The organism is Paludibacterium flexuosum, from assembly GCF_037076605.1.
In the GTDB taxonomy this organism is placed as follows: Bacteria; Pseudomonadota; Gammaproteobacteria; order Burkholderiales; family Chromobacteriaceae; genus Paludibacterium.
Window position 1 is genome coordinate 3,345,689 of the sequence record NZ_AP029060.1, and the last position, 23,018, is coordinate 3,368,706.

The window sequence follows — 23,018 nt, forward strand, 5'->3', positions numbered from 1 at the left end:
GAAAGTACAAACATCCAATCCCCTTACCGAGGTCCTGCATGAAGAGCCTGAATCACGCCGATCTGGCTGCGCTGACAGCCAAGGCGGCGGTGGCGCCGCGTCAACGCGCCCATCAGAATTTTCACCCCGAACTGAGTGATCCGATCCAGCGTCTGGCCATTGCCATGGAGCCGGATACCTATGTGCGCCCGCATCGTCATCCACACAGTTTTGAACTGTTGATGCCCTTGAGCGGCTGTTTTGACCTGCTGCAATTTGATGACCAGGGTGTCGTGCTGGCACGCCATCGTCTGGGGGCGGATGGCCTGACCTTGTGCGAGCAGGACGCCGGAGTCTGGCACTCTGTCGTGTCGCTGGCTCCCGGCAGTGTGATCTTTGAAGTCAAGCATGGCCCCTATGTGCCGCCGTCTCCGGCGGATATGGCGGCCTGGTCACCGGCCGAGGGCGAGCCGGCGGTTGCCGGCCTGATGGCCTTCATGCGCACGGCCAGGGTGGGCGATCGATTCGTGGCCTGAGCGCCCTCGCGCCCATGCCCGGCTAATCATTTGGCATCAGGCTTGCGCATGATCAATCCCTGCCGGTCATCCGGTCGCTACAGTGGCTGTATCGACGATGCATTGCAAGGAGCCTGTCATGCTGTACCAGCGCTTGTTTGTTCCGATTGATAACAGTACCCCTTCCGACCTGGCGCTGGATGAGGCCATCCGGTTGGGCAAGTCGCTCAAGGCCACGCTGATCATCGCGCATAGTGTCGATGCGCCGACCTTCGGCCGCGGGGCGCCGGAGTTGCTGGACAATGGCGATCTGGATAAACCGCTGGTCGATGCCGCGCAGGATCTGCTGCAGACCGGGCTGGCCAAAGCCAGGGCTGCCGGCGTGACCGCTGAACTCCAGCTGGTGCACAACCGGGGCAAGCCGATTGCCCAGGTGTTGCTTGATGCTGCCCGGGACACGGCGGCCGATGTCATCATCATGGGGACCCATGGCCGCAGCGGCATCATGCATCTGCTGTTGGGCAGTGTGGCCGAAGGGGTGCTGCGCCAGGCGGACCTGCCGGTGCTGCTGGTACGCAGCGACTGAATGACAGACGTAGCAGAAGTATAAGAAGGGGTCAGGTCTTTCATTTTGCATTTCACGCAAAACGAAAGACCTGACCCCTTCTGCTGACCCCGTTTACGGACCGCTCAGAGACGGAAACGTGCCGTCAGCTCGGACAAGTCTTTCGACAGCGCCGACAACTGATTCGAGGTGGTGGCCAATTCTTCCACCGTGGCACTGTTGCCATCCGACATCTGTGTCATCTGCTCCATCCTTTGCGCCAGATCCGAACTGGCTTCGCGCTGTTCGCCCAGCGCCTCATTGATGGCGCCGATGGCCACGTTGACTTCCTGGCTGTGCGTCTCGATCTGATGCATGGTCTGCGCGGCCAGCTCGGCGCGCTCGCTCACCTGACGCACATCATGCAGATTGCCGTTCATCTGCGTCACCGCCTCCTGCACCCCCTGCTGGATGCTGTCGATCATCTGGGTGATTTCCTGCGCGGAGCTGCCCGTGCGCTCGGCCAGCTTGCGGACCTCGTCTGCCACCACCGCAAAGCCACGACCCGCCTCACCGGCGCGTGCTGCTTCAATGGCGGCATTGAGCGCCAGCAAATTAGTCTGGTCGGCCACTTCCTTGATGACCGTCACGATCGAATCGATATCGCGCACCTGCTGCGACAATGCATTCATCTGATTGCTGGTGGTCGATACCTCTTCGGCCACCACGCTGATCTGCTGCGCCGATTGTGCTGCCTCACCTCCGCCCTGATGGGCCAGGGCACCTGCGTTGACCGCTCTTTGCGCGACTTCGCCGGCACTGTCGGCCACATGATTGATGCTCACCGTCAGCTGCTCGATGGTGGCGGCGGCAGAGCTGGTCGCCGCGGCCTGCTGTTGTGTGCTGCTGGACACATATTGCGCCATGCCCGACAACTCGTGCGCACTGTCGGAAACCTCGTGGGCACTGCGCTGGATGTGCGAGATCAGTTCATGCAGTCGTTCGCGCATTAACGCGAGGTGGCGGCGCAATTCGATGGCCTCGTCGCGGCTCGGCGCCTGCGGGGCCTCGTGCCCGGTCAGATCGCCCGCCTCGATGGTGTTGATCAGGTTCATGGCAGCGCGCAGCGGTTGCACCAGTCGACCAGACAGGGCATAGGCCATGACCAGGGCCAGGGCCAGTGAAATGGCCAGCCAGATCGACAGCTCCACATAGGCGCGGGTGGCTGCCGATTCGGCATCGGTCTTGGCCTGCGCCATATTGTCGGCCTCGTGTTGGGCCCATTGCTCCATCACCTTCAACAGCGCACTGTTGGCCGGAATGAAGGTTTGGTCCAGATACAGGCGGGTGGCCTGTTGCGAGGCGACATCGTGCTGCGCCTGTACCAGTTTTTGCACCTGCAGGCTGCTTTGCTCGGTGGCTTCTCTGGCCTGACGGGCTGCTACCAGCAGGGTTTGTTCGCGCTCATCGCTCGCCAGCGGCGCCATTTGTGTCATGAGCTGCCCGATCTGCTGCCGGTCATCGCTGCTGCGGGCCAGCCATTGCTGACGCTCGGCACTGTCCTGCGCCAGCAGGGCACTGCGCAGCGCCAGTCCATTATCCAGTGTACGGTTGCCTAACTGATTGGCCAGCATGACTTTCGGGTAAGCTTGATCGGTCACGCGGGTGATTTGCTGCTGCAAATCATTGATTTTCAACAGCGCCATGCCGACGACAACGGCCATCATCAGGATGATGATGCCGAAACCACTCAGTATTTTCTGTCTGACTGATAGACCTGATTGCATGTTTTATCCACTCTTCCTTTGCGGGTTACGCCGGCGGTGCGCCGGATCAAGGGGGCTATTGTCAAAGGGAGCGGGCAATACAGCGCTTGCGACATATCAATCAGCGGGGCTTTAAAGAGATCTATTTTTTTGAAGGGGCTGGCATGACGTTCAAGCAATTCTGGGTTGACCCGCGGCAAACCGAGCTACAGACCACGCTGACCGCAGTGAACGGCCATGAGGTGCAGGTGGCACAGACCATCTTTTACGCCGAGAGCGGCGGGCAGGAGAGTGACCACGGCACGCTGGCCGGGCAGGCCGTGCTGCAGGCTCGCAAGCAGGGCATGGACATTATCTATACCCTGGCCAGTACCGATGGCATGCAAGAGGGACAACGCGTGACCATGCAGATCGACTGGCCACGGCGCTGGGCGTTGATGCGCCTGCATTTTGCTGCCGAATTGATGCTGGAGCTGGTGTATCGCCGTTTTCCCGCCACGGAAAAGATTGGTGCCCATATCGCCGCCGACAAAGCGCGCATCGACTTCGTCATGGCCGAACCCATTACCCCCCATCTGCCGGCCCTGCAGCAGCAACTGACGCAGCTGGTCGCGGCAGATTTGCCCATTACCAGTGCGTTCAGCGATGAGGCGGCACAGCGGCGCTACTGGCAAATCGAGGGCTTCGCCCGTGTGCCCTGCGGCGGGACCCATCTGGCAAGAAGCAGCGAGGTCGGCGCGGTGCGACTCAAGCGCAAGAATATCGGGCAGGGCAAAGAAAGAATCGAAATTTATCTGCTCTGATACAGCCAAACCGGGGTCAGGTCTTTCCTGTTGCAACCGAATGCAAAATGAAAGACCTGACCCCGGGTTGGCTGTCGCGGGATTTAGGGGCGACGGGCACTGACCAGCCAGCAGGCCAGCTCGGTGCCACCTTCCATACGCAGGGTTTCCGGGATGATGTCGATCTGGTCGAAGCCCATCCGCGCCAGCAGGTTGTCTGCATAAGCTTCGGCATGGCGGAAACGCCCATTGGGCTGGATCTCGAAGTCCTGAGTGCTGTCTTGCAGGGCCTCCAGGGTCAGGACCAGTCGGCCGCCCGGACGCAGCGCATGGTGTGCCTGCTGCAGGAAACCGGTCAGGTCACCGAAGTAGATCAGCAGGTCGGCGGCGGTGATCAGGTCGTACTGGGCAGAGTGCGAGGCCAGCCAGTCGATGATCTCGGCCTGCACCACCTGATGGTAATCTCCGCCCTCGCGGGCCAGGGTCAGCATTTTGTCGGACAAATCAACGCCGGTCAGGCTGACGCACTGCGGTTTGATCAGTTTGCCGACCAGGCCGCTGCCGCAGCCGGCATCGAGTGCGCGCAGGCCTTGACCGCAAGCGGTGGCCACGGCCTGAGCCACAATCTGTGCGCCACGATAACCGAGCGAAGCCTGATGGCTGTCGTAGGTGTCGGCATAGTCATCGTACTTGGCTTCGATATAGGCATTGGAGGCTCTGGCCGGTACGCTTTCTCGCAGGCAGGCCTGGTAAAGGTGCAAGGCGGTCGGATCCTGCGGGTGCAGGGCCAGGTGTTGCTGGTAGCAGGCGGCAGCTTCCTGCTGCCGGCCAAGCCGTGCCAGCGCCATGCCGCGCATGACCAGTGGCTGTCCTTCTGCCGGGGCCGCCACGAAGGCGCGCAGCACACACTCTGCCGCATCCTGCTCACGGCCCTGGGCCGTCAGCCAATTGGCGTAATTGGCCCAGGCCTCGACCAGGGAGTCGTCCAGGCTGACCGCCTGGGCATAAGCCTCTCCGGCCAGTTCGCTTTCACCCAGCTTCTCGCGCATTGAGCCCAGATTGTTCCAGATGCGGGCATTCTCCGGGTCAATCAGCAGCGCATGCTGGAAGAAGCGGACAGCCTGATCCGGTTGACCATGCGCAGCCAGCAGATTGCCCAGATCGTTGAGCCAGTCGGCACGAGTCGGGTCCAGTTCAATGGCATGCATCATGCGCTCAATGGCACCCAGTACCTTGCCCTGGCGGAACAGCAGCAGACTGCCCAGATGCAGGGCAGGGGCATATTCCGGGTGCTCGGCCAGCAACTGCAGGCAGATGGCTTCCGCTTGAGGTATCTGACCCTGCTCAAGGGCTTTTCTGGCCTGAGCCAGCTCAGTATCCGCCTGTGGCTTTGATTGTTGCATGTGGTCTCCTTGCCCGGTCACCCGAATGGCAATATCAAGAGTATTTAGATTATATCCACCAATTATGCCACTGCTGCCGATTGCATCCAACGGCCATGCATGATCCGCGATGCAGCTGGTTCCGTCTGTGCTGGCGCTCACATGAAATCCTGAAAACAAGCGCTTCATTCCTGAATCATGCTGTCTCAAACGCAAATAACCTGCACTGGTGCACTGATTGGGATTGTTCCTGCTCTGTCGTATGTCGGCCTTTCTCAAACTGAGTCAGCCCTTTGCTGAAGGCAGTTTCTCAGCATGAGGCCCCATTCGTCCGATTTGTAACGCTCCTTTGATTAGAGGTCATCATGAGCAAACCAGGTTTCAAGCACAGTCTGATGCGCTGTGCGCTGGCTGCGCTGTTTGTCAGCCCCTGCGTCATGGCGCAGTCGCCTTTCGCTTTCGTCATTACCGGCGATACCCAATATGCCCGGACCACGGGCGGAGATTGTGGCACCAGCAACAGTAGCAGCGACAACGTATGCAAAAGCGATGCCAACTATATGGTAGACAGCTTTACCCATGCGGTGAATCACATCCCCGATGACTATCCGGGGACGAATCTGACCTCGCTGTGGGTCAATGGCTCCCAGACGGCACATGGTACGCAAAGCGAGCTGAACTTCGTTTCCTCCGCCTGGACGCAAGGGGTCAAGGTGTTCTTGCCCAATGTGTTCTTTGGCCTGGGGCCGCGTGACCTGGCAGGGGGGGCGACGATCAGTAACTGGGTGAACAGTCAGGTGAGTCACAAGGCAGCGGCCCCGGACAATGCCAATCTGATTTATGTGTATTCCCAGAATCCGACGGATAACGCTTACAGCGTCAATATCGGCAAGGTGCATGTGGTACAGATGGTGGATATCAAGCTGTTGAGCAGTAGCCAGCAGCAATCCTTTCTGAGCGGGTTGCAAACTGACCTGAATATCGCCCGACAGGCTGGCCAGATCATTGTGGTGATGATGAACGATTCGACCGATGGTCCCGGCATGACGTCATTGGTCAATATGCTGCGCCAGTACCAGGTCTCCGCTGTGTTTGCCGCGAATGATGAAAACGAGGTGGGCCAGATCAGCCGCGATGCGGATGGCTCGCTGTGGGAAGGCATCAGCAAGTTCCAGATCGGCTCGGTCGTGGCCGGTACCGGCCTGATGGTTCAGGTGGATCCCGATCGGGCCTTCATGACCGTATCTGCCCTGCAGGTGCAAGCCACTGGCGGCACTTACAGCCTGGAAAAGGTCGGAGACTACTTATTGACCAGTGGGCCGAATACGCTGCCTTACCATGTAGATTTCTACTCCGGCAATAATCAGGGCGGGGTCGGTCTGTGCTCTATTTCGGACGTGCCCGGGCTGAACACCGCATTCGACATCAAGGACTCGGCCGCGCCGTGTAAAAACGACGCGATCCGTTCCGGCTTTGTGTGGAATGCCGTGGCCGGCAGCGAGATCAAGGTGTTTGACAGTCCGTCTTATTCGACCTCGGACGATTACACCGTGATCCATTTCAAGCAGGATCTGCCGTTCCCGATGCCGTTGAATACCTTCGAACAGTCTTTTGAGAACGAGTATGTGAAGGTCCAGCTGCACTACAAAAACGGTCTGGATGGCAAGATTTCCGCGATTAATGGCAGCTTCCCACTGCGCGATGATCTGGTGCAGTACGATTTCAATCTGTATCACCAGACGGCATGGCGCTTTGATAAGTACACCTTTGGTGGTGTTGGCGGGCAGGCCAGTCTGTCCTGCAATTTCAACTCGCTAAACAACGCTCAACATGCCCTGGCAATGGGGAGTGGCGCGATATGTCGTGCAGATGTAGAGGCCGCCGTGCTCCGGCGAATGCCGCAAGGTGCTTCCGTCCGGTTCTTGAGTGGCTTCTCATATAATGGCACCCCTCAGAGTTATCATTACACCAATGGGGTGCAGCTGAGCGCTCAGGCAAACGCTTCTTTGGTTGGTGTGCCGGAAATCGGGGCGTTTGGCAGTGGTCAGTCTGTGCTGACGACCTTGCCCGAGGGAGTACATTGGTCGTTTATCGGCTCTCTGTCTAATTCACTTCCTATCACGGCTGATGGTCTGGTGTATGACGCTATCCCCGGCATCACACGCGATGTCTCGCTGGACGGAGCGGGTTCGGACTGTAATTTCTGGATGCACCAGCGTTACTTCGCCAGTGATTTCCAGACGGATACTGCCAATATTTGTCGCAACAACGCCGCCAAGACGGTGACGGTACGCGCTGCCGAGGCGGGGGACACCCTGGTGCTGTACGACTACCCGAACCAGGACAAGAGCCATGATTACACCGAGGTGTATTTCAAGACGCCGTTGCGTAGTCAACGCCAGCTGACCGATCTGGACAATGATTACGAAGATGACGACATCAAGATCACCCACGTGGGTGATCATGTGATGGATGGGGTGGACTCGATCGAAATCTACAATCATCAGACGATCACGCAAGAAGAGCTGGCCAACGCTTCCTCGCGAGATCTGCAGATCGGCGGCGGCAACGGGCCCATCGATTGTGATGGCACGTCGCAGTCATTTGACAATGGCACGGCACCCTCAGGTTTCGCGCAGCGTAATGCCCCGGCTCGTGTCAACGTCGGGCGTCCGCAGTGTGATGTGCCGCAGTCGTCTGCGACGCCGGTATTGAAGCTTTATACCGGCAATGGCGCCGCTTCCGCATCGTCTGTCCCTGCCTGTGTGGTGCCGATCACCGGTGGCTTGCAGGAGGGGACATTGGGGAGCGGAGAGTTCGCCAGCTGCCCGACCAGCAATATTGCCTCGGTACGGGTCGAGCATGCCAAAGCCGGCGAGCAGATCAGTTTCTTCCCGACGGAGGTGCCCAAGCCGGGTAGCGCGCTGGGCAGTTCTTACACGGGAATGCTGATCAAGCAAGACCTGACCGCCCCGGTGGTGCTCGACTCACTGAATGGCAATGTTGACGTTGAGGCGTACAGTGTCGCCCACTTTGGCAAAGCCATGAGCGAGATCAAATCGCTGTCCCTGTCCGGCAACTAGTCTCACGCTGGGGTTGTACTCACGCCACCCGCGCTATGCGCCGGGTGGCTTTTTTATCGATTGTCGGGGCCGGATCAATTCGGGGGGAGTGGGGGTGCGTTATCATTCCTGCATTATTTCCGGAGAATGACTGCATGCCTCGCATTTTGATGTTGTATACCGGTGGCACCATCGGCATGAATGACACCCCCGAAGGCCTGGCGCCTGAAGCCGGCCTGTTGCCACGGCTGATCGAGCGTCTGCGCGACGGACGCTGCGAGCTGGAGCTGATCGAATACCCGCAGTTGATCGACTCCTCGGCCATCACCCCGGCGCACTGGCAGCAGATGGTGACGGACATTGCCTCGCGGCGGGAGCAGTACGATGGCTTTATCGTGGTGCATGGTACCGACACCATGGCCTATACCGCCTCGGTGCTGGCCTTTGCCCTGCAGGGGCTGGGGCGACCGGTGGTGGTCACCGGCTCTCAACTGCCGCTGATCCGGCCACGCAGCGATGGCTGGAGCAATCTGGCCGATGCGATTGAGGCAGCCTGCCAGCCGGATCTGCATGAGGTGGTGATTGTGTTCGACCGCGTGATGTTGCGCGGCTGCCGGGCGCGCAAGGTGGATGCAGCGGGCTTTCATGGCTTTGACAGTCCGAATTGTCCGCCGCTGGCCGAATTCGGCATTGCCGCGCATTGGCACAAGTCGCGCTGGCTTGCCGCGGACAAGTCGGCACCGCTGTCCGACGCGGCACTGGATGGCCGGGTGGCGGCCTTTTTCCTCACGCCGGGTGCAGGGGCCGCGCTGATTGGCTCGACTCTGGCGGAGGTTGCTCTGGATGGGGCGCTGCTGATGAGTTACGGCAATGGCAATGCCCCGGAGGATGATGCATTACTGGCTGGTGTGGCCGCAGCCACGGCGCGCGGTACGCTGGTACTGAATCTGACCCAGGCTGTTCGTGGTGCAGTCGAGCCGGGTGCTTATGCGGCCAGTCAGCCGCTGGTGCGTGCAGGAGCCGTACCGGGCAGCGATCTGACCCCGGAAGCGGCACTGGCCAAAATGTTGTGGCTAAGTGGCTTGCCCGTCGCCATGGAAGAAAAGCGCCGATTGTTGGGGCTGTCGCTGATCGGCGAGTCTTCCTGATTTGGTCATGACGGAAGAGTGGGATGGATACAGCCTGTAACGGTTGTCCGGTGAGGCTGTATCTGTTTCAGATTCTTTCGGAAAAGTGGCCGTGATTTTCATTTGATTTAAATTGCGGTTTATATGTTTTTGTCTCGTCTCTTTATTAAGTTAATTCTGAGAGTTTTTCTTCATTATGCTCGCTAAAGTCGTGGTTCATTTTCAACCATGAGTTGAGTGAATCAATGATTATCAAGAAAAAATGCTGACAGCTTTTGTGCTCGGGTTGGCAGCTTTGACTGTCAGTGATGCGGCGGTCGCAGGTAAAAATCCAACGGTGATGGCTTAACGTCCAGCCTGGACTGGCTGGAGAATGACCTGGCCAATGCGAGAGCACAAAATGATGAGGCACCAGCCGATTCTCTGCTGACCTTCTATGGCTGGGGCGACAACAAGCAGTATGGACATTGGGCGACCGTGCATCTCACCAAGGATGTCAGCAATCTGTCCTTGCCCGATCTGGATGTCGCCCGTACAGACGCGAATCGGGGCATGATCCAGAAAGTATCCGGTGATTAACTGGGTGGTCTGGACGCCTTTTCTCTCTTGCGCGGCGCTTCGTCCTATCAGGTTGAACTGACCGGTAGCAATGGTCGTCACTATTGCTCGGCCAATCTCTGGCCCGGCGATCATTATTCGGTCAATTTCAAAAATGGCCGCGTACCGTCCATAGATGGCACCGAGAGCTGTTCAAATGATGATGTGTATTTCTTCAATATCAAGTCGGCTTTGGCGGGGACGCATTTCGCGCTCTATGACAGTCCGGATGCCAGTACCGGTGATGACTGGGTTGAGGTCAACGTCAAGCGGGATATTATCGATCAAACGGGGCCAATCTCGGTGGAGTCGAATGTCGATAATGATGATTACCAGGTGGTGTTTCACCACAAGAATGGCCTGAAGGGCAAGGTCTCGGCCATGCAGGTCACGGTCGGCAATCCTTCCTGAGTGTTGTTCTGAGAGCGTGGTTCACGGTCGTGGTCAGGTCGTGAACCACGCCCTGAAGGGGCTCGATGTGCCTGTTTTTTAGGCAGGGATGATTTCTTCATGTCGTATCAAACACTTGTTTGTCTTGTCCACAGCCCGCCCACAGCCCCTTCCCCAAGTGGCGTGGAAAAACCTGCGGTCATGCCTGTTTTTTGATCAGTGATAAAACTTGCCGCTGCATCATGGACTTGCCTGTGCTATCCACAACTGGCACACAGTGCTGTCCCCGGGGGGTGGGGAAAACCGACATCCGCCGGGCCGTTCCTCTGGGGAAAAGTCTCCGTGATCAGCATTTTCCCCCTGTTCGGCAGCGGGTGATTAAATTTTAATCAGTGATTAAAAGCGGCTTTTGCTTCAGCCAGTTGCCATGATTGTCCACAAGCCTTGCACAGCCCTGTCCCCGCCAATTGTGAGAATTTACCCAGCAGCGGTGGCTAGTCATATAATGTTTAACTTTGGTATCGATTTGTCCATGCATACTGTCTTGTGCAAGGTGGCGATTGTCGGACCGGAGTCTTGTGGCAAGACGACGCTGGCCATGGCCTTGCAGCAAAAACTGCAGACTGCCGGCATGGAGACGGCCGTGGTCGCGGAATATGCCCGGGCCTATTATGCCGAGCGAGCCTATGTGCCGACGCCCGGGGATGTGCTGGCCATCGCCCGCGGGCAATTGGCAGCCGAGGCAGAGGCGGCCGCCGGGGGGGCACGGATCCTGCTGTGCGACAGCACGGTGCTGACCTGTCTGATCTGGGCCAGAGTGGCCTTCGGGACGGTCGAGCCGGCACTGGCCCGGCTGTACGATGCACGCGACTATGCCTTGACCCTGCTGCCGCGCCCGGACATTCCCTGGACGCCCGATCCGCTGCGCTCGCATCCGCAGCAACGGGAGATGTTGCTGGGGCTGTATCGTGAGGCCTTGCGGTTCTCTCCGGCTCCCGTGGTGGAAATTGCCGGGGAAGGGCCTCAGCGCATTGATTTGGCCTGGCAGGCCTTGCGGCAAATTTGTCCGGACCTGCCTAAATTTTAATCGTTTGGAAAAAGTCCAGCCCGCTCAGGGGCTTGATGCGGTTTTCCACAATCGGCTCACAAGGCTGTCCCGTTTCGTCGTGGATAGCCGGGCTGCGGTGCCCAAAAAATGGGCAGTCATGAATTATCCTGAAGCGTGAAGGACTTGCAGTGCTTATCCACTGCCCGCCCACAGCACTATTCAGTATGGATGTGAAGAAATGCAAACAACTTTCGAATTGCGCAGTGAATATATCGCCTTGTGCGATTTGTTGAAGATCTGTGGTGTGGCGGACAGCGGTGGGGCGGCCAAGCATCTGGTGGCCGAAGGGGGTATCAGCGTGGATGGTCAGCAGGAGCTGCGCAAAACCTGCAAGATCCGCCCGGGCAGTCGTGTCAGCGGCGCTGGCTTCGTCATCGAGGTGGTGGCAGTACATGGCTGAAGAAGCCTTGGATCAGGCCCCGGTTGAGCCGGTGCCGCCCGAGGACAGCATGTGCTGTGGCAGTGGTTGCGAGTTTTGTGTCTGGACCGTGTATTTTGCCGAGCTGGCGGCTTATCGCCAGGCACTGGCTGACTGGCAGCGCCGTCAGTCCGGTCAGGCGGGGAGTCTGAATGGCTAGTATCGATCTGCATTTTCATTCCTGTGCATCGGATGGTGCCCTGGCACCGGCCGAGGTGATTCGTCGCGCCCATGAGCGCGAGGCAACGCTGGTAGCCCTGACCGACCATGATTGTCTGGCCGGTCTGGATGAGGCACGCAGCACGGCGGCGGCGCTGGGACTGCCGTTTCTCAACGGGGTGGAAGCCTCAGTCAGCTGGGGCAGCAAGGCGCAGACGGTGCATATCGTCGGCCTGGGGTTTGATGCCGGCAATGCGGCCTTGCGCGCCGGGCTGGACAGTGTGCGCCGTGGTCGTATCGAACGTGCCCATGAGATGGCGGCCCAGCTGGCGCGTGTGGGGATCGACGGCGCCTTCGAAGGGGCCATGGCATTTTGCGCCAATCCGGATCAGATCAGCCGTACCCACTTTGCCCGCTTCCTGGTGGAGAGCGGTCGGGTCAAGGATGTGCGTACGGTGTTTCGCAAGTATCTGACGCCGGGCAAGCCGGGCTATGTGCCGCATCACTGGGCTGCGCTGGCCGATGCCGTGGGCTGGATTGTCGGCGCCGGCGGCGTGGCGGTGATCGCCCATCCCGGTCGCTATGACATGGGGCGGACGCTGACCGAGCGTCTGATCAACGAATTCAAGGATGCCGGCGGCGAGGCCATTGAAGTGGCCAGCGGCAGTCATAGCCTGGACGACATGCACAAATATGCGCTGATCGCCCAGCGCTTTGAGCTGTGGAGCAGTGCCGGCAGCGATTTTCATGCGCCAGGGGAAGGTTGCCGCGATGTCGGCCGTACCGATGACCTGCCGCCAATCTGCCGACCGGTGTGGGAACGCCTGGCCGACCACATTCTGGTTTGATGGAGTAGCCATGGCACAGTTTTTTGTGATTCATCCGGATAATCCGCAGCAGCGACTGATTCGCGAAGCGGTGAAGATCCTGCAGGAAGGCGGGGTGATTGTTTATCCGACCGACTCCTGTTATGCCCTGGGCTGCAAGCTGGGCGACAAGCAGGCGATGGAGCGTATCCTGAGTATCCGCCAGGTCGATCTCAAGCATCACCTGACCCTGGTCTGCAACAATCTGTCCGAGCTGGCCAATTACGCCAAGGTGGACAATGCCCAGTTCCGCTTGCTCAAGGCGGCCACACCGGGCAGTTTCACCTTCATTTTGCAGGCGACGCGCGAAGTACCGCGCCGCACCCTGCATCCCAAGCGTTCGACCATTGGGCTGCGCGTCCCGGATCACAAGGTGGCGCTGGCGCTGCTGCAGGAGCTGGGCGAGCCGATTCTGTCCTCGACCCTGATGTTGCCGGGCGATGAAGAACCGCTGTGCGACCCTTACGACATCCGCGACCGGCTGGAGCATCAGGTGGATCTGATCCTCGATGGTGGTTGGTGCGGCAGTGATCCGACCACGGTGATCGATCTGACTGAAGGTGCCGAACTGATCCGGCGCGGCAAGGGTGATCCGGCGCTGTTTGGTCTGGCCTGAGCCGCCGTCACGAACGTTTTGCGTCAGACAAGTTCCAATCATTCTGACCGGTTTTCTGATCAAGAGAGTTCATGGATACACTCACGCTACTGCAAAAAATTTCGGTTTATGCCCTGCCGGTGCTGCTGGCCATCACCGTGCACGAGGCGGCCCATGCTTATGCGGCCAAGCGTTTCGGCGATCCGACTGCCTTCGTGCTCGGCCGCATGACGCTCAACCCGCTCAGGCACATTGACCCGTTCGGTACCATCCTGCTGCCGCTGCTGTGCCTGTCGGTCGGTGGATTTATTTTTGGCTGGGCCAAGCCGGTGCCAGTCAATTTCGGCGCACTGCGCAATCCGCGCGTCGGTGGTCGCTGGGTGGCGGCGGCCGGTCCGGCGGCCAATCTGGCGATGGCGCTGATCTGGACCCTGCTGCTCAAGTGTGCGCTGTGGATGGACAACAGTTACAGCGAGCCGCTGGCGCTGATGAGCCAGGCCGGCATGATGATCAATGTCATGCTGTTTGCCTTCAACCTGCTGCCCATCCTGCCGCTGGACGGTGGTCGCGTGCTGGAAAGTCTGCTGCCGCGCCGGCTGGCCTGGCAGTACTCGCGCAGCGAGCCCTATGGCATGTACATCCTGATCGGTCTGCTGATCCTGGGGCAGGTGGGGGGCATTCATATCCTGTCCTTGCTGCTGTCGCCGCTGGTTCAGCTGGTGTACGGCCTGATGGGCATGCTGCTGTAAGCGATGAGTCAGCCCGTGGAGGACGGATTCGTTCTGGAAGCGCCGGCCCTGCCTGCCGGGCTGCCGCTGGCGCACGTGTTTGGCGAGCCGGTGCTGGAACTGCCGCAGGATCTGTTTATCCCGCCGGATGCCCTCAAGGTCATCCTGGAGAGTTTCGAAGGTCCGCTGGATCTGCTGCTCTACCTGATCCGCAAGCAGAACCTCAATGTGCTCGATATCCCGATGGCACCGATCACCGCCCAGTACATGGCCTATATCGACGCCATGCAGCACGAGCGGCTGGAGCTGGCTGCCGAATACCTGCTGATGGCCGCTCTGCTGATCGAGATCAAGTCGCGTCTGCTGCTGCCGCGTCCGCCACGCGAGGATGAGTCGGAGCCGGAGGACCCGCGCGCCGAACTGGCCCGTCGTCTGCTGGAATACGAGCAGATGAAGCTGGCGGGGCTCGCGCTGGACCAGCTGCCGCAGGCGGAGCGTGATTTCGTCTGGCTGGCGGTGCTGCTGGAGCAGAGCGCCGAAGCGCAATTGCCGGATGTTTCGCCGGTGGATCTGCGTCAGGCCTGGCTGGCCATCCTGTCGCGTGCTGCGCGCAATCAGCATCATCAGGTGACCACCGACGAGCTGTCGGTGCGCGAGCAGATGAGCTGGATCCTGCGCCAGGTGGACGGTCGCGATTATGTCGCCTTCGAGGAGCTGTTCGAGGCTGCCCTGGGCGTGTCCTATCTGGTGGTCAATTTCATCGCCATTCTCGAGCTGGTGAAGGAGGGGCTGCTGGTGGTCAGTCAGGATGCGCCCTATCAGCCGATTTACGTGCGCCGTGCCTGAGCGGTGTCTTGTCTTTCGTCTTGCGGCGATTTCTCCCCTCTGATCAGAATTTTCGTGTAAAATCCGCAGCTTCCTGCATTTTCTGCACCTGATCCATGTCCATGACGGGCGACTTGACTCTCTACAAGACTGTTTTGGAAACCGCGCTGTTGACGGCGACCGAGCCATTGTCTGTCGGGCAGCTGAAAAAGCTGTTTGTGGAAGCGCTGTCGGCCGCCACGATCAATGACCTGCTGGACGAGATCCAGCGGGACTGGTTGGGGCGTGGTGTCGAGCTGGTCAGGTTGTCGTCGGGCTGGCGCTTTCGTGCCCGCACCGAACTGACCCCCTATCTGTCGCGGCTCAATCCGGAAAAACCACCGCGTTATTCGCGGGCGGTGATGGAAACCCTGGCGATTATTGCCTATAAGCAACCTGTCACCCGCGGCGATATCGAGTCGATCCGCGGTGTGTCGGTGTCTACCGGGGTGATGCAGACTTTGCTGGAACGTGCCTGGATCGAAGTGATCGGGCACAGGGAAGTGCCGGGCCGGCCTGGCTTGTATGCCACCACGCGCAAGTTCCTCGATGATCTGGGACTGAACTCGCTGCGTGATTTGCCGCCCCTGGCTGAACTGGGCACCCTGGTGGTGCCGGGCCTTGAACCGGCTGACGAGCCGGAGGATCGACCCCTGACGCATTGATGGGGTCATGGGCGTGGGGACACGCTCCAATGAACAGGAATCAACATGTCTAAAGGACAAAACAACCACGCCCGCCAGCCGGTGGCGCGTGTCAAAGGCCGCGAGACGAGCCAGCCGCGCAATCCGGCTGGCAGCGGCAAGCCGGGAGGCTCGTCATTCATCAAGTCCAAACCGGCGCAATTGCCGCCGGGGTCGGGCAAACAGCATCCCGCAGGCAAGAAGCCGGTGTTTGGCCGCAGTGCTTCGGCGCCCCAGGGCAAGGCACCCTTCAGCCGCGAGCCGCGCCAGGACGAGCGTGCACCATACAGCCGTGACCGCCGTCAGGAAGAACGCGCCCCGTACAGCCGCGAGCCGCGTCAGGACGAACGTGCCCCGTACAGCCGTGACCGCCGCCAGGACGAACGCGCCCCATACAGCCGTGATCGCCGCCAGGACGAACGTGCCCCGTACAGCCGAGAGCCGCGTCAGGACGAGCGCACACCGTACAGCCGTGACCGCCGCCAGGACGAACGTGCCCCGTACAGCCGTGACCGCCGCCAGGACGAACGTACCCCGTATAGCCGCGAGCCGCGTCAGGACGAGCGTGCACCGTTCAACCGCGAGCCGCGTCAGGAAGTGCGTGCGCCGCGTGATGAGCGAGGTGCCGCGCCCAAGGTGCAACGTGCCAAGAAGCTGGTCGTGCGTGAGCAGGGGCAGAAAATGCAGGAGCGGGCGCGCAAGCTGCGCGAAACCCGGGTCGATTACGACAATCTGGAGCCGGTACGGCTGCAGAAGGCGCTGGCCCAATCCGGTGTGGGTTCGCGCCGCGAGATGGAAGAGTGGATCGAGGCAGGTCTGGTGCTGGTCAATGGCCAGAAGGCTACGCTGGGTGACAAGGTGGTGCCGCATGACCGCGTGACGGTCAAGGGTAACCCGATCAAGCTGAAGTGGGCTGACCGCCTGCCGCGCGTGATCCTGTACCACAAGCAGGAAGGGGAAATCGTCACCCGTGATGACCCGCAGGGCCGGGTGACGGTATTTGACCGTCTGCCGCAGGCCAAGACCAGCCGCTGGGTGGCCATCGGCCGTCTGGACATCAATACCAGCGGCCTGATCATCCTGACCACCAGTGGTGAACTGGCCAACAACATGATGCACCCGAGCTTCGAAGTGGAGCGTGAGTACGCCGTGCGCGTCCTGGGTGAGCTGACCGACGAGCAGCGTCGCGAAATGTGCCAGGAAATCGAGCTGGAAGATGGCCCGGCCCGGTTCGAACGGATTATCGATCAGGGCGGCGAAGGGGTGAACCACTGGTACCGTGTGATCATCAAGGAAGGCCGCAACCGTGAGGTGCGCCGCATGTTTGAGCACTTCGGGTTGCAGGTCAGCCGTCTGATGCGCGTGCGTTTTGGCCAGATCGGCCTGCCGCCGCGCCTCAAGCGTGGCCAGTTCTACGAGCTCAACGAGGTCGAGGTCGCCGCAGTGATGAAGTGGGCACACCTGACGATGACGGGTGGCAAGCAGCGCCGTTAATGCGCTGACGCTTGAAATCGAACCTCCGGATACCTACCTTTGTGTCTTCGGAGGTTTTTTATTTGCAGGGCGGAAGATGAACAAGGCTTTTACCAAAGAGCGCGATGACGATGCAGAGGACGATCTGCCCGCCGAGCAGCGCCTGCCAGCCAGCAGCAAGAATTATCTGACACCGGGTGGCTGGCGCCGACTGAAAGAGGAGCTGTATCACCTGGTGCATCGGGAACGACCCGAGATGGTCCAGGTGGTGAACTGGGCGGCCAGCAATGGTGACCGCTCGGAAAATGGCGATTACATCTATGGCAAGCGCAGGCTGCGCGAGATCGACCGGCGCATCCGTTTTCTCACCAAGCGGCTGGAGATTGCCGAGGTGGTGGACCCGGAGACGCGGCCGCCGACCGATCAGATCTTTTTCGGGGCCACCGTACTCATCGAACGTGGCAATGGCGAGGCGCAGTTGTTGCGCATCGTCGGCGTGGATGAGACTGATCTGAGCAAGCACCACATCAGCTGGGTATCTCCCATTGCCCGTAGCCTGCTCAAGGCGCGCGAGGGCGATACCGTGCTGTTTCGCGGTCCGGACGGCGACGAGGATATCGAGGTGCTGGAAGTGCGCTACGAGAAGATCGACTAATATGACGTAATAAGACGGGGTCAGGTCTTGTATTTTGCATCAATGCAAAATACAAGACCTGACCCCGGGTTTGCATCAGGCGCCGATGGGTTCGGCTTGGTCTTCCAGCATGCAGACGGTTGGCAGTCCGGAGCGGAACACGGCCTGTTGCAGCGTTTCGATTGCCTTGCGCCGGAAAAACTGCTTGCGGGTGACCAGCAGGACTCGCCGCTGTGGCACAGGCGCCTTGAACGGGCGCACGGACAGCAGGGGCTCGTCGGCGGCACTGACCGAGGTGGCCGGCATGACGGTAATGCCGGTGCCGCTGGCGACCATGTGGCGGATGGTGTTGAGCGAGCTGCCCTGCAGCATGCTGGCCAGACCATGTCCCTGATTCTGGCGGCTGGCCAGTTCGCTGCAGGCCTGCAATACCTGATCACGGAAGCAGTTGCCCTGCGTCAGCAGCAGAACGCTTTGTTGCGACAGCTGGCTGGCATCGATTTGTTCGAGCTTTTCCCAGGGGTGGCCCTTGGGGGTGGCGACGACGAAGGGTTCGTCATACAGCGGCCAGGCAATGGTGCCTGGTTCATCGAACGGATCGGCGACGATCACCGCATCGACTTCACCACGTTTGAGCATTTCTGCCAGTCGCGCCGTGTAGTTTTCCTCGATGATCAGCGGCATGTCGGGTGCCAGTTCGCGCAGCGCCGGGATCAGGCGCGGCAACAGGTAGGGGCCGATGGTGAAGATCACCCCGAGCTTGAGCGGGCCGACCAGTTCGTTCTGGTGCTCGCCCGCCAGGCGCTTGATGGTATCGGCTTCTTCCAGTACCCGCTGCGCCTGCTCTACCACCCGCTCGCCGATTTCGGTCACGCTGACTTCCTGGCCACCACGCTCGAACAGCGTGATGCCCAGTTCGTCTTCCAGCTTCTTGATGGCAATCGACAAAGTCGGCTGGCTGACAAAGCAGCCCTGCGCGGCGCGGCCAAAATGCCTTTCGCGTGCCACGGCAACGATGTAGCGCAGTTCGGTTAGCGTCATGAGTGTCAGCGATTCTTTTCCGGCAGGACGATGTTGACCTCCAGGACTTCAAAGTTGTCCTGGCGTTCCAGTTGGACCTTGATGTCATCCTGGTTGATCGACACGTACTTGGAGATCACTTCGACCAGTTCGCGCTGCAGCGCCGGCAGGTAGTCCGGCGTGGTGCCGGCACCGCGTCCGCTGCGCTCGTGCGCCAGAATGATCTGCAGGCGTTCACGGGCGATATCGGCCGACTTCTGGCGTTTACCAAAGATTCTTTCAATGAGCGTCATGCCTTAGCCCCCAAACAAGCGCTTGAGGAGACCGGCCTTCGGTGCATCGAGGAAGCGCATCGGGCAGTCTCTGCCCAGGAAACGGGACACCACGTCGGCATAAGCATCGGCGACATCGGTGCCTTTCATGTGGATGGCCGGATTGCCGGCGTTCGACGCCTGCAGGACCACTTGCGATTCGGGGATGACGCCGATCAGCGGCACGCGCAGGATTTCCTTCACGTCGTCGACCGACAGCATTTCACCCTTTTCAACCCGAGCGGGGGAGTAGCGGGTCAGCAGCAGGTGCTCCTTGACCGGCTCGCGACCTTCCAGCGCACGCTTGGACTTGGCCGACAGAATGCCGAGGATACGGTCAGAGTCACGTACCGAGGACACTTCCGGGTTGGTGACGATCAGTGCCTCGTCGGCATAGTACAGCGCCAGCAGGGCACCCTTTTCGATACCGGCCGGGGAGTCGCAGACGATGTACTCGAAGTTCATCTCGGCCAGTTCTTTCAGAACCTGTTCGACGCCTTCTTCGGTAAGGGCATCCTTGTCCCGCGTTTGCGAGGCCGGCAGGATGTACAGATTGTCGCAGTTCTTGTCCTTGATCAGCGCCTGGTTCAAGGTGGCTTCTTTGTTGACCACGTTGATCAGGTCATAAACCACGCGTCGCTCGCAGCCCATGATCAGGTCGAGGTTGCGCAGACCGACGTCGAAGTCGATCACGGCCGTTTTGTGGCCGTTGAGAGCCAGGCCGGAGGCAAAGCTGGCGCTGGTGGTCGTCTTGCCGACGCCGCCCTTGCCCGAAGTCACGACAATGATTTTTGCCACAATGATTCCCTATTCAATGTCAGTCGGTTATTCGCCGAGCGCGGTCATGACCAGGCGCTCGTTCTCCAGGAAAATCTGCGTTGCCTTGGCCCGGATGCTGTCGGGCAGGGCTTGTTCGATGGTGCGATAAACACCGGCAATCGATACCAGTTCGGCTTCCATGCTGCGCACGAAGATGCGGGCGGCGGTGTTGCCGCGTGCACCCGCCAGGGCGCGGCCACGCAAGGGAGCGTACACATGGATGTCGCCGTCGGCGATGATTTCGGCGCCGGCGCTGACCATGGCCAGCACCACCAGATTGGCGCCCTTGGCATAGATCTGCTGCCCGGCACGCACCGGGCGTTCGATCAGCATGGTTGGCGTGACCACGGGTTCCGGGGCACTGGCGGCGATCGCGCGTGGTGCTTCGCTGACCGGGGCGGCGGCAACCGGTTTTTCGCTGCGCGCCAGTTCGCCCAGGTAGGGCAACTGGTGCCGGGTGGCCAGTTCGGCCAGGGCCGGGTCAGGATGGCGCAGGCCAACCACGCGCAGGCCATGCTGGCTGAGCAGGGGCAGCAGGCGGGCCAGGTCGAGCTGTTGCGGTTGCTCGATGCCCTCCAGGTCGAGAATGAAGGCTTCGTCGCGCGCCCCCTGCTGGCCGAAGCGTTGGGCCAGTGCCTGGCCGAGGGCTGCCAGATCGGCGGTGCGCGGAATCAGCGCCAGCACATCCAGGCTGGCAGACTTGATGTCGAATGTATTGTTTGCTGCTTGGCTCATGATGCCTTTGGATAGATTTCTTTTATGGGGGCAGTGTACTGCCTTGCCGGATGCCTTTCAATCAATCTGCAGGATTTGTCTGTCAATTATTGGTGGGTTTTCGGTCGGTGTGCTGCAGGGCAGCAGTCTTGCAATGTCGTTGGCATGGCGTCATATGATTTTCACTTAATGATGTTTGAATGCGAGTGTCGCAAAAATGATGCGAAATTAGTGGCTTGGTGGATTGTGCGCTGCAATATGTTATTGACGTCAGGTTGCCGTGCGCGTAATGTTGGATTGTGCGGTGCAACAATCGCCGGCTCGATGTTCTCGCTGCTGAACTGTCTATCTTACGTAGGAGCTATCCATGTCGTTCAACACTCAGGAATTCTCTGCTATTGGGCAAGCGCAGTTTGACAAAGCTGTGCGCCTGTCCTCCATCGTACTGACCGGCGCCGAGCGCCTGGCTACCCTGCAACTGGATCTGACCCGCAAGCTGCTGGCGGATCAGGCGCAGACTTTCAAGGCCCTGGCCGAAGTGAAAGACCCGAAGGGTCTGGTGGAACTGCAGTCCTCGCTGGCGCAGCCGACCATCGACCAGGCTTTTGCTGTTGCCCGCAATGTCTATGACGCTGCCGTAGCAACCCAGAATGAACTGTCGGCCTTCCTGGAAGAGCAGGTTGCCGAAAACAACAAGACGCTGATCAGCTCGCTGGATCGCCTGGCCAAGAATGCGCCGGCAGGTTCCGATATCGCTGTCAGCGCCCTGAAGACGCTGGTCAACCAGTCCAGCGCTGCGTTCGACAGCGTCTCCAAGACCGCCAAGAAGGTTGGTGCCGAGATCGCCGAAGCCAGCGTTCAGGCTGCGACCAACTCGGCCAAGGCTGCTTCTGCTGCCGTGGCTCGCAATACCAAGAAGCCGGCTGCCTCTGCCGGTGCCTGATCGTCCGCCTGCCGGATAAAAAAACCGCCTTCGGGCGGTTTTTTGTTGTCTGGAACCAGGGTTCAGCCGGCGCCCGGCATCAGTCTGGTGAAAATGGCCTGTTGTGCCTCGCGCTGGGAAAGTGCCAGCACGATCAGTCGTGCCAGGTTGGCGGAGAAGTGTTCCTGTTCGCGCGGCGGATGGCTGAAATGCGCCAATTGTTGCCAGGGGTCTTGCGATTCGGCACCGTTTTCGTCCGGGAATAGTGAGAGATAGTGCTGTGATAGTGCCAGCAGTTTGTCCGCCAGTTGCTGCTGCTGCAGGAAGAATGCCCCCCAGTCCGGGGTGTGCGGCAGCTGGCCGGGCTGTGACCAGCCGGCCTGGCAGGCCAGGGCACACGCCATGGACAGCGCATCGAAGACCTGGGCGGCGAAGCGGGCGCTGGCAGCCGGTCCGGCCGGCAGCCAGGCACCGGCCTGAGGCGCGAGCGCATCCAGCAGTGGCGTCAGTGCATCGCGAGTATCCGGGTCGGTACCGACAAACAGCGCAAAGCCGAACGGTACGCCCAGTGCCTGCCATTGCCCCGCCAGCTCGGCATAGCCCAGACCGGCTTCGCTGCAGTGCGCGGCCATGCGATGGCGTGCCTCGATACTGCCCGGGCCGGTGTCGATCAGCACACTATCCGCCAGCAGTCCGGGGCCTGCCTGCGCCCCGGCAAGGTGGGTGAACGGGTGCTCGCTTTGATGGGCCATGGATACGGCGAAGCCACGGGCTTGCAGTCGGCGGGCGAACCACTGATCATGTTCGGCATTCCCCAGAACGGTGATTTTCACGGTGCACTCACAGGGACAGGGTAGAAGGGGGGCTCGTCCTCCAGCGTAGCAGATAATTGTTCCCCGGGTAGCCGGGGATAAAAAAAACCGGCCAGGGGCCGGTTTCTTTTGCGACGGGGCGGATCAGCCCTTGTAGTTGGCAACGCCGTTCTTGAGTTCGGCGGTGGCATCGTCCAGTGTGCCCCAGCCCTGAACCTTGACCCACTTGCCCTTTTCCAGATCCTTGTAGTGCTCGAAGAAATGCACCATCTGGTTGCGCAGCAGTTCCGGCAGGTCTTCCAGCTTCTGTACGGCCTTGTACATCGGGCACAGCTTCTCGACCGGAACGGCCACGACCTTGGCGTCGATGCCGGATTCATCTTCCATCTTGATCAGGCCCAGGGCGCGACAGCGCACGACCACGCCCGGCGGCAGCGGGAACGGGGTCACGACCAGCACGTCGACCGGGTCGCCATCACCGGACAGGGTGTTCGGTACAAAGCCATAGTTGGCCGGGTAGAACATCGAGGTACCCATGAAGCGGTCGACAAAGATGGCGCCGGAATCCTTGTCCAGTTCGTATTTGATCGGTGCGCCATTGGCGGAGATTTCGATCACGACATTGAAATCGTTCGGCATGTCCTTGCCGGCGGGGATGTGCTTCAGGTCCATCGTCTTCAATCCTTTAGTATTCAACGTTGCTCACGGAAACGATCCCCAGATTATAACCAAGCTTTTCCCTGCTGGG

At 60.1% G+C, this 23,018-nt stretch carries 25 protein-coding genes; 17 read left to right on the top strand and 8 right to left on the bottom strand.

Going from position 1 to position 23,018, the window contains the following annotated elements:
• Window positions 1-38: 38 nt before the first annotated feature.
• Together AACH39_RS15885 and AACH39_RS15890 are read left to right on the top strand one after the other, a co-directional pair.
• On the top strand, window positions 39-515 hold the full coding sequence (locus AACH39_RS15885; RefSeq protein ID WP_215777667.1) for a WbuC family cupin fold metalloprotein: 477 nt from the start codon (window positions 39-41) through the stop codon (window positions 513-515).
• Window positions 516-633: 118 nt separating this feature from the next.
• Window positions 634-1,080: a universal stress protein gene (locus AACH39_RS15890; RefSeq protein WP_215777664.1), complete on the top strand. Its 447-nt coding sequence runs from the start codon at window positions 634-636 to the stop codon at window positions 1,078-1,080.
• A 104-nt stretch (window positions 1,081-1,184) separates the two neighbouring features.
• Here AACH39_RS15890 and AACH39_RS15895 read toward each other — a convergent pair whose 3' ends face one another.
• Window positions 1,185-2,825: a methyl-accepting chemotaxis protein gene (locus AACH39_RS15895; protein ID WP_338620560.1), complete on the bottom strand. Its 1,641-nt coding sequence runs from the start codon at window positions 2,823-2,825 to the stop codon at window positions 1,185-1,187.
• A gap of 143 nt (window positions 2,826-2,968) precedes the next feature.
• On the opposite strand from AACH39_RS15895, the gene AACH39_RS15900 reads away from it, so the two are divergent.
• Window positions 2,969-3,607, top strand: a complete 639-nt coding sequence (locus AACH39_RS15900) for an alanyl-tRNA editing protein (protein ID WP_338620561.1) — start codon at window positions 2,969-2,971, stop codon at window positions 3,605-3,607.
• 83 nt (window positions 3,608-3,690) lie between these two features.
• Here the strand turns inward: AACH39_RS15900 and AACH39_RS15905 are convergent, their stop codons facing one another.
• Window positions 3,691-4,989 (bottom strand): tetratricopeptide repeat protein, encoded by a 1,299-nt coding sequence (locus tag AACH39_RS15905; RefSeq protein ID WP_215777657.1) that lies wholly within the window; start codon window positions 4,987-4,989, stop codon window positions 3,691-3,693.
• A 344-nt stretch (window positions 4,990-5,333) separates the two neighbouring features.
• Here AACH39_RS15905 and AACH39_RS15910 point away from each other — a divergent pair, with 344 nt between their 5' ends.
• The 13 genes from AACH39_RS15910 (at window position 5,334) to greB (ending at window position 17,693) form a co-directional block, all read left to right on the top strand.
• Window positions 5,334-8,051, top strand: a complete 2,718-nt coding sequence (locus AACH39_RS15910; protein WP_338620562.1) for a hypothetical protein — start codon at window positions 5,334-5,336, stop codon at window positions 8,049-8,051.
• A 134-nt stretch (window positions 8,052-8,185) separates the two neighbouring features.
• Window positions 8,186-9,178 (top strand): asparaginase, encoded by a 993-nt coding sequence (locus AACH39_RS15915; protein ID WP_215777652.1) that lies wholly within the window; start codon window positions 8,186-8,188, stop codon window positions 9,176-9,178.
• A gap of 585 nt (window positions 9,179-9,763) precedes the next feature.
• The gene (locus AACH39_RS15920; RefSeq protein WP_338620563.1) at window positions 9,764-10,165 is read left to right on the top strand and encodes a hypothetical protein; all 402 of its coding nucleotides are present in this window, start codon (window positions 9,764-9,766) and stop codon (window positions 10,163-10,165) included.
• 511 nt (window positions 10,166-10,676) lie between these two features.
• Complete coding sequence (locus AACH39_RS15925; protein WP_215777647.1) at window positions 10,677-11,231, top strand: ATP-binding protein; 555 nt, start codon at window positions 10,677-10,679, stop codon at window positions 11,229-11,231.
• A 199-nt stretch (window positions 11,232-11,430) separates the two neighbouring features.
• On the top strand, window positions 11,431-11,652 hold the full coding sequence (locus AACH39_RS15930; RefSeq protein ID WP_215777644.1) for an RNA-binding S4 domain-containing protein: 222 nt from the start codon (window positions 11,431-11,433) through the stop codon (window positions 11,650-11,652).
• Window positions 11,645-11,830 (top strand): oxidoreductase-like domain-containing protein, encoded by a 186-nt coding sequence (locus tag AACH39_RS15935; protein WP_215777641.1) that lies wholly within the window; start codon window positions 11,645-11,647, stop codon window positions 11,828-11,830. The genes AACH39_RS15930 and AACH39_RS15935 overlap by 8 nt, the downstream gene beginning before the upstream one ends.
• Entirely contained in the window at window positions 11,823-12,677 is an 855-nt protein-coding gene (locus tag AACH39_RS15940) for a 3',5'-nucleoside bisphosphate phosphatase (RefSeq protein ID WP_338620564.1), read from the top strand. The genes AACH39_RS15935 and AACH39_RS15940 overlap by 8 nt, the downstream gene beginning before the upstream one ends.
• Before the next feature lie 10 nt (window positions 12,678-12,687).
• Window positions 12,688-13,311: an L-threonylcarbamoyladenylate synthase gene (locus tag AACH39_RS15945; protein ID WP_215777636.1), complete on the top strand. Its 624-nt coding sequence runs from the start codon at window positions 12,688-12,690 to the stop codon at window positions 13,309-13,311.
• A 71-nt stretch (window positions 13,312-13,382) separates the two neighbouring features.
• Window positions 13,383-14,039, top strand: coding sequence for a site-2 protease family protein (locus tag AACH39_RS15950; protein ID WP_215777634.1), 657 nt, complete (start codon window positions 13,383-13,385; stop codon window positions 14,037-14,039).
• 3 nt (window positions 14,040-14,042) lie between these two features.
• Complete coding sequence (locus AACH39_RS15955; protein ID WP_215777632.1) at window positions 14,043-14,864, top strand: ScpA family protein; 822 nt, start codon at window positions 14,043-14,045, stop codon at window positions 14,862-14,864.
• A gap of 95 nt (window positions 14,865-14,959) precedes the next feature.
• Window positions 14,960-15,547 (top strand): SMC-Scp complex subunit ScpB, encoded by a 588-nt coding sequence (gene scpB / locus AACH39_RS15960; RefSeq protein ID WP_215777629.1) that lies wholly within the window; start codon window positions 14,960-14,962, stop codon window positions 15,545-15,547.
• Between the two features lie 45 nt (window positions 15,548-15,592).
• Window positions 15,593-17,059, top strand: coding sequence for a 23S rRNA pseudouridine(2605) synthase RluB (rluB, locus tag AACH39_RS15965; protein ID WP_338620566.1), 1,467 nt, complete (start codon window positions 15,593-15,595; stop codon window positions 17,057-17,059).
• Between the two features lie 76 nt (window positions 17,060-17,135).
• Window positions 17,136-17,693 (top strand): transcription elongation factor GreB, encoded by a 558-nt coding sequence (gene greB, locus AACH39_RS15970; protein WP_215777625.1) that lies wholly within the window; start codon window positions 17,136-17,138, stop codon window positions 17,691-17,693.
• A gap of 75 nt (window positions 17,694-17,768) precedes the next feature.
• Here greB and AACH39_RS15975 read toward each other — a convergent pair whose 3' ends face one another.
• From AACH39_RS15975 to minC, 4 genes are read right to left on the bottom strand one after another with little or no spacing between them, the layout of a single operon-like run.
• A complete protein-coding gene (locus tag AACH39_RS15975) occupies window positions 17,769-18,713 on the bottom strand; it encodes a LysR substrate-binding domain-containing protein (RefSeq protein ID WP_215777623.1) in 945 nt (314 codons plus the stop codon).
• Window positions 18,714-18,718: 5 nt separating this feature from the next.
• Entirely contained in the window at window positions 18,719-18,985 is a 267-nt protein-coding gene (minE, locus tag AACH39_RS15980) for a cell division topological specificity factor MinE (protein WP_215777620.1), read from the bottom strand.
• 3 nt (window positions 18,986-18,988) lie between these two features.
• On the bottom strand, window positions 18,989-19,801 hold the full coding sequence (gene minD / locus AACH39_RS15985; protein WP_215777618.1) for a septum site-determining protein MinD: 813 nt from the start codon (window positions 19,799-19,801) through the stop codon (window positions 18,989-18,991).
• A gap of 27 nt (window positions 19,802-19,828) precedes the next feature.
• Window positions 19,829-20,557, bottom strand: coding sequence for a septum site-determining protein MinC (gene minC / locus AACH39_RS15990; protein ID WP_338620567.1), 729 nt, complete (start codon window positions 20,555-20,557; stop codon window positions 19,829-19,831).
• 346 nt (window positions 20,558-20,903) lie between these two features.
• Here minC and AACH39_RS15995 point away from each other — a divergent pair, with 346 nt between their 5' ends.
• Complete coding sequence (locus tag AACH39_RS15995) at window positions 20,904-21,479, top strand: phasin family protein (protein WP_215777613.1); 576 nt, start codon at window positions 20,904-20,906, stop codon at window positions 21,477-21,479.
• Window positions 21,480-21,541: 62 nt separating this feature from the next.
• On the opposite strand, the gene AACH39_RS16000 is transcribed toward AACH39_RS15995, so the two are convergent.
• Complete coding sequence (locus tag AACH39_RS16000) at window positions 21,542-22,291, bottom strand: 6-phosphogluconate dehydrogenase (RefSeq protein WP_338620568.1); 750 nt, start codon at window positions 22,289-22,291, stop codon at window positions 21,542-21,544.
• A 123-nt stretch (window positions 22,292-22,414) separates the two neighbouring features.
• Complete coding sequence (gene ppa, locus AACH39_RS16005) at window positions 22,415-22,942, bottom strand: inorganic diphosphatase (RefSeq protein WP_215777611.1); 528 nt, start codon at window positions 22,940-22,942, stop codon at window positions 22,415-22,417.
• Window positions 22,943-23,018: the final 76 nt, after the last annotated feature.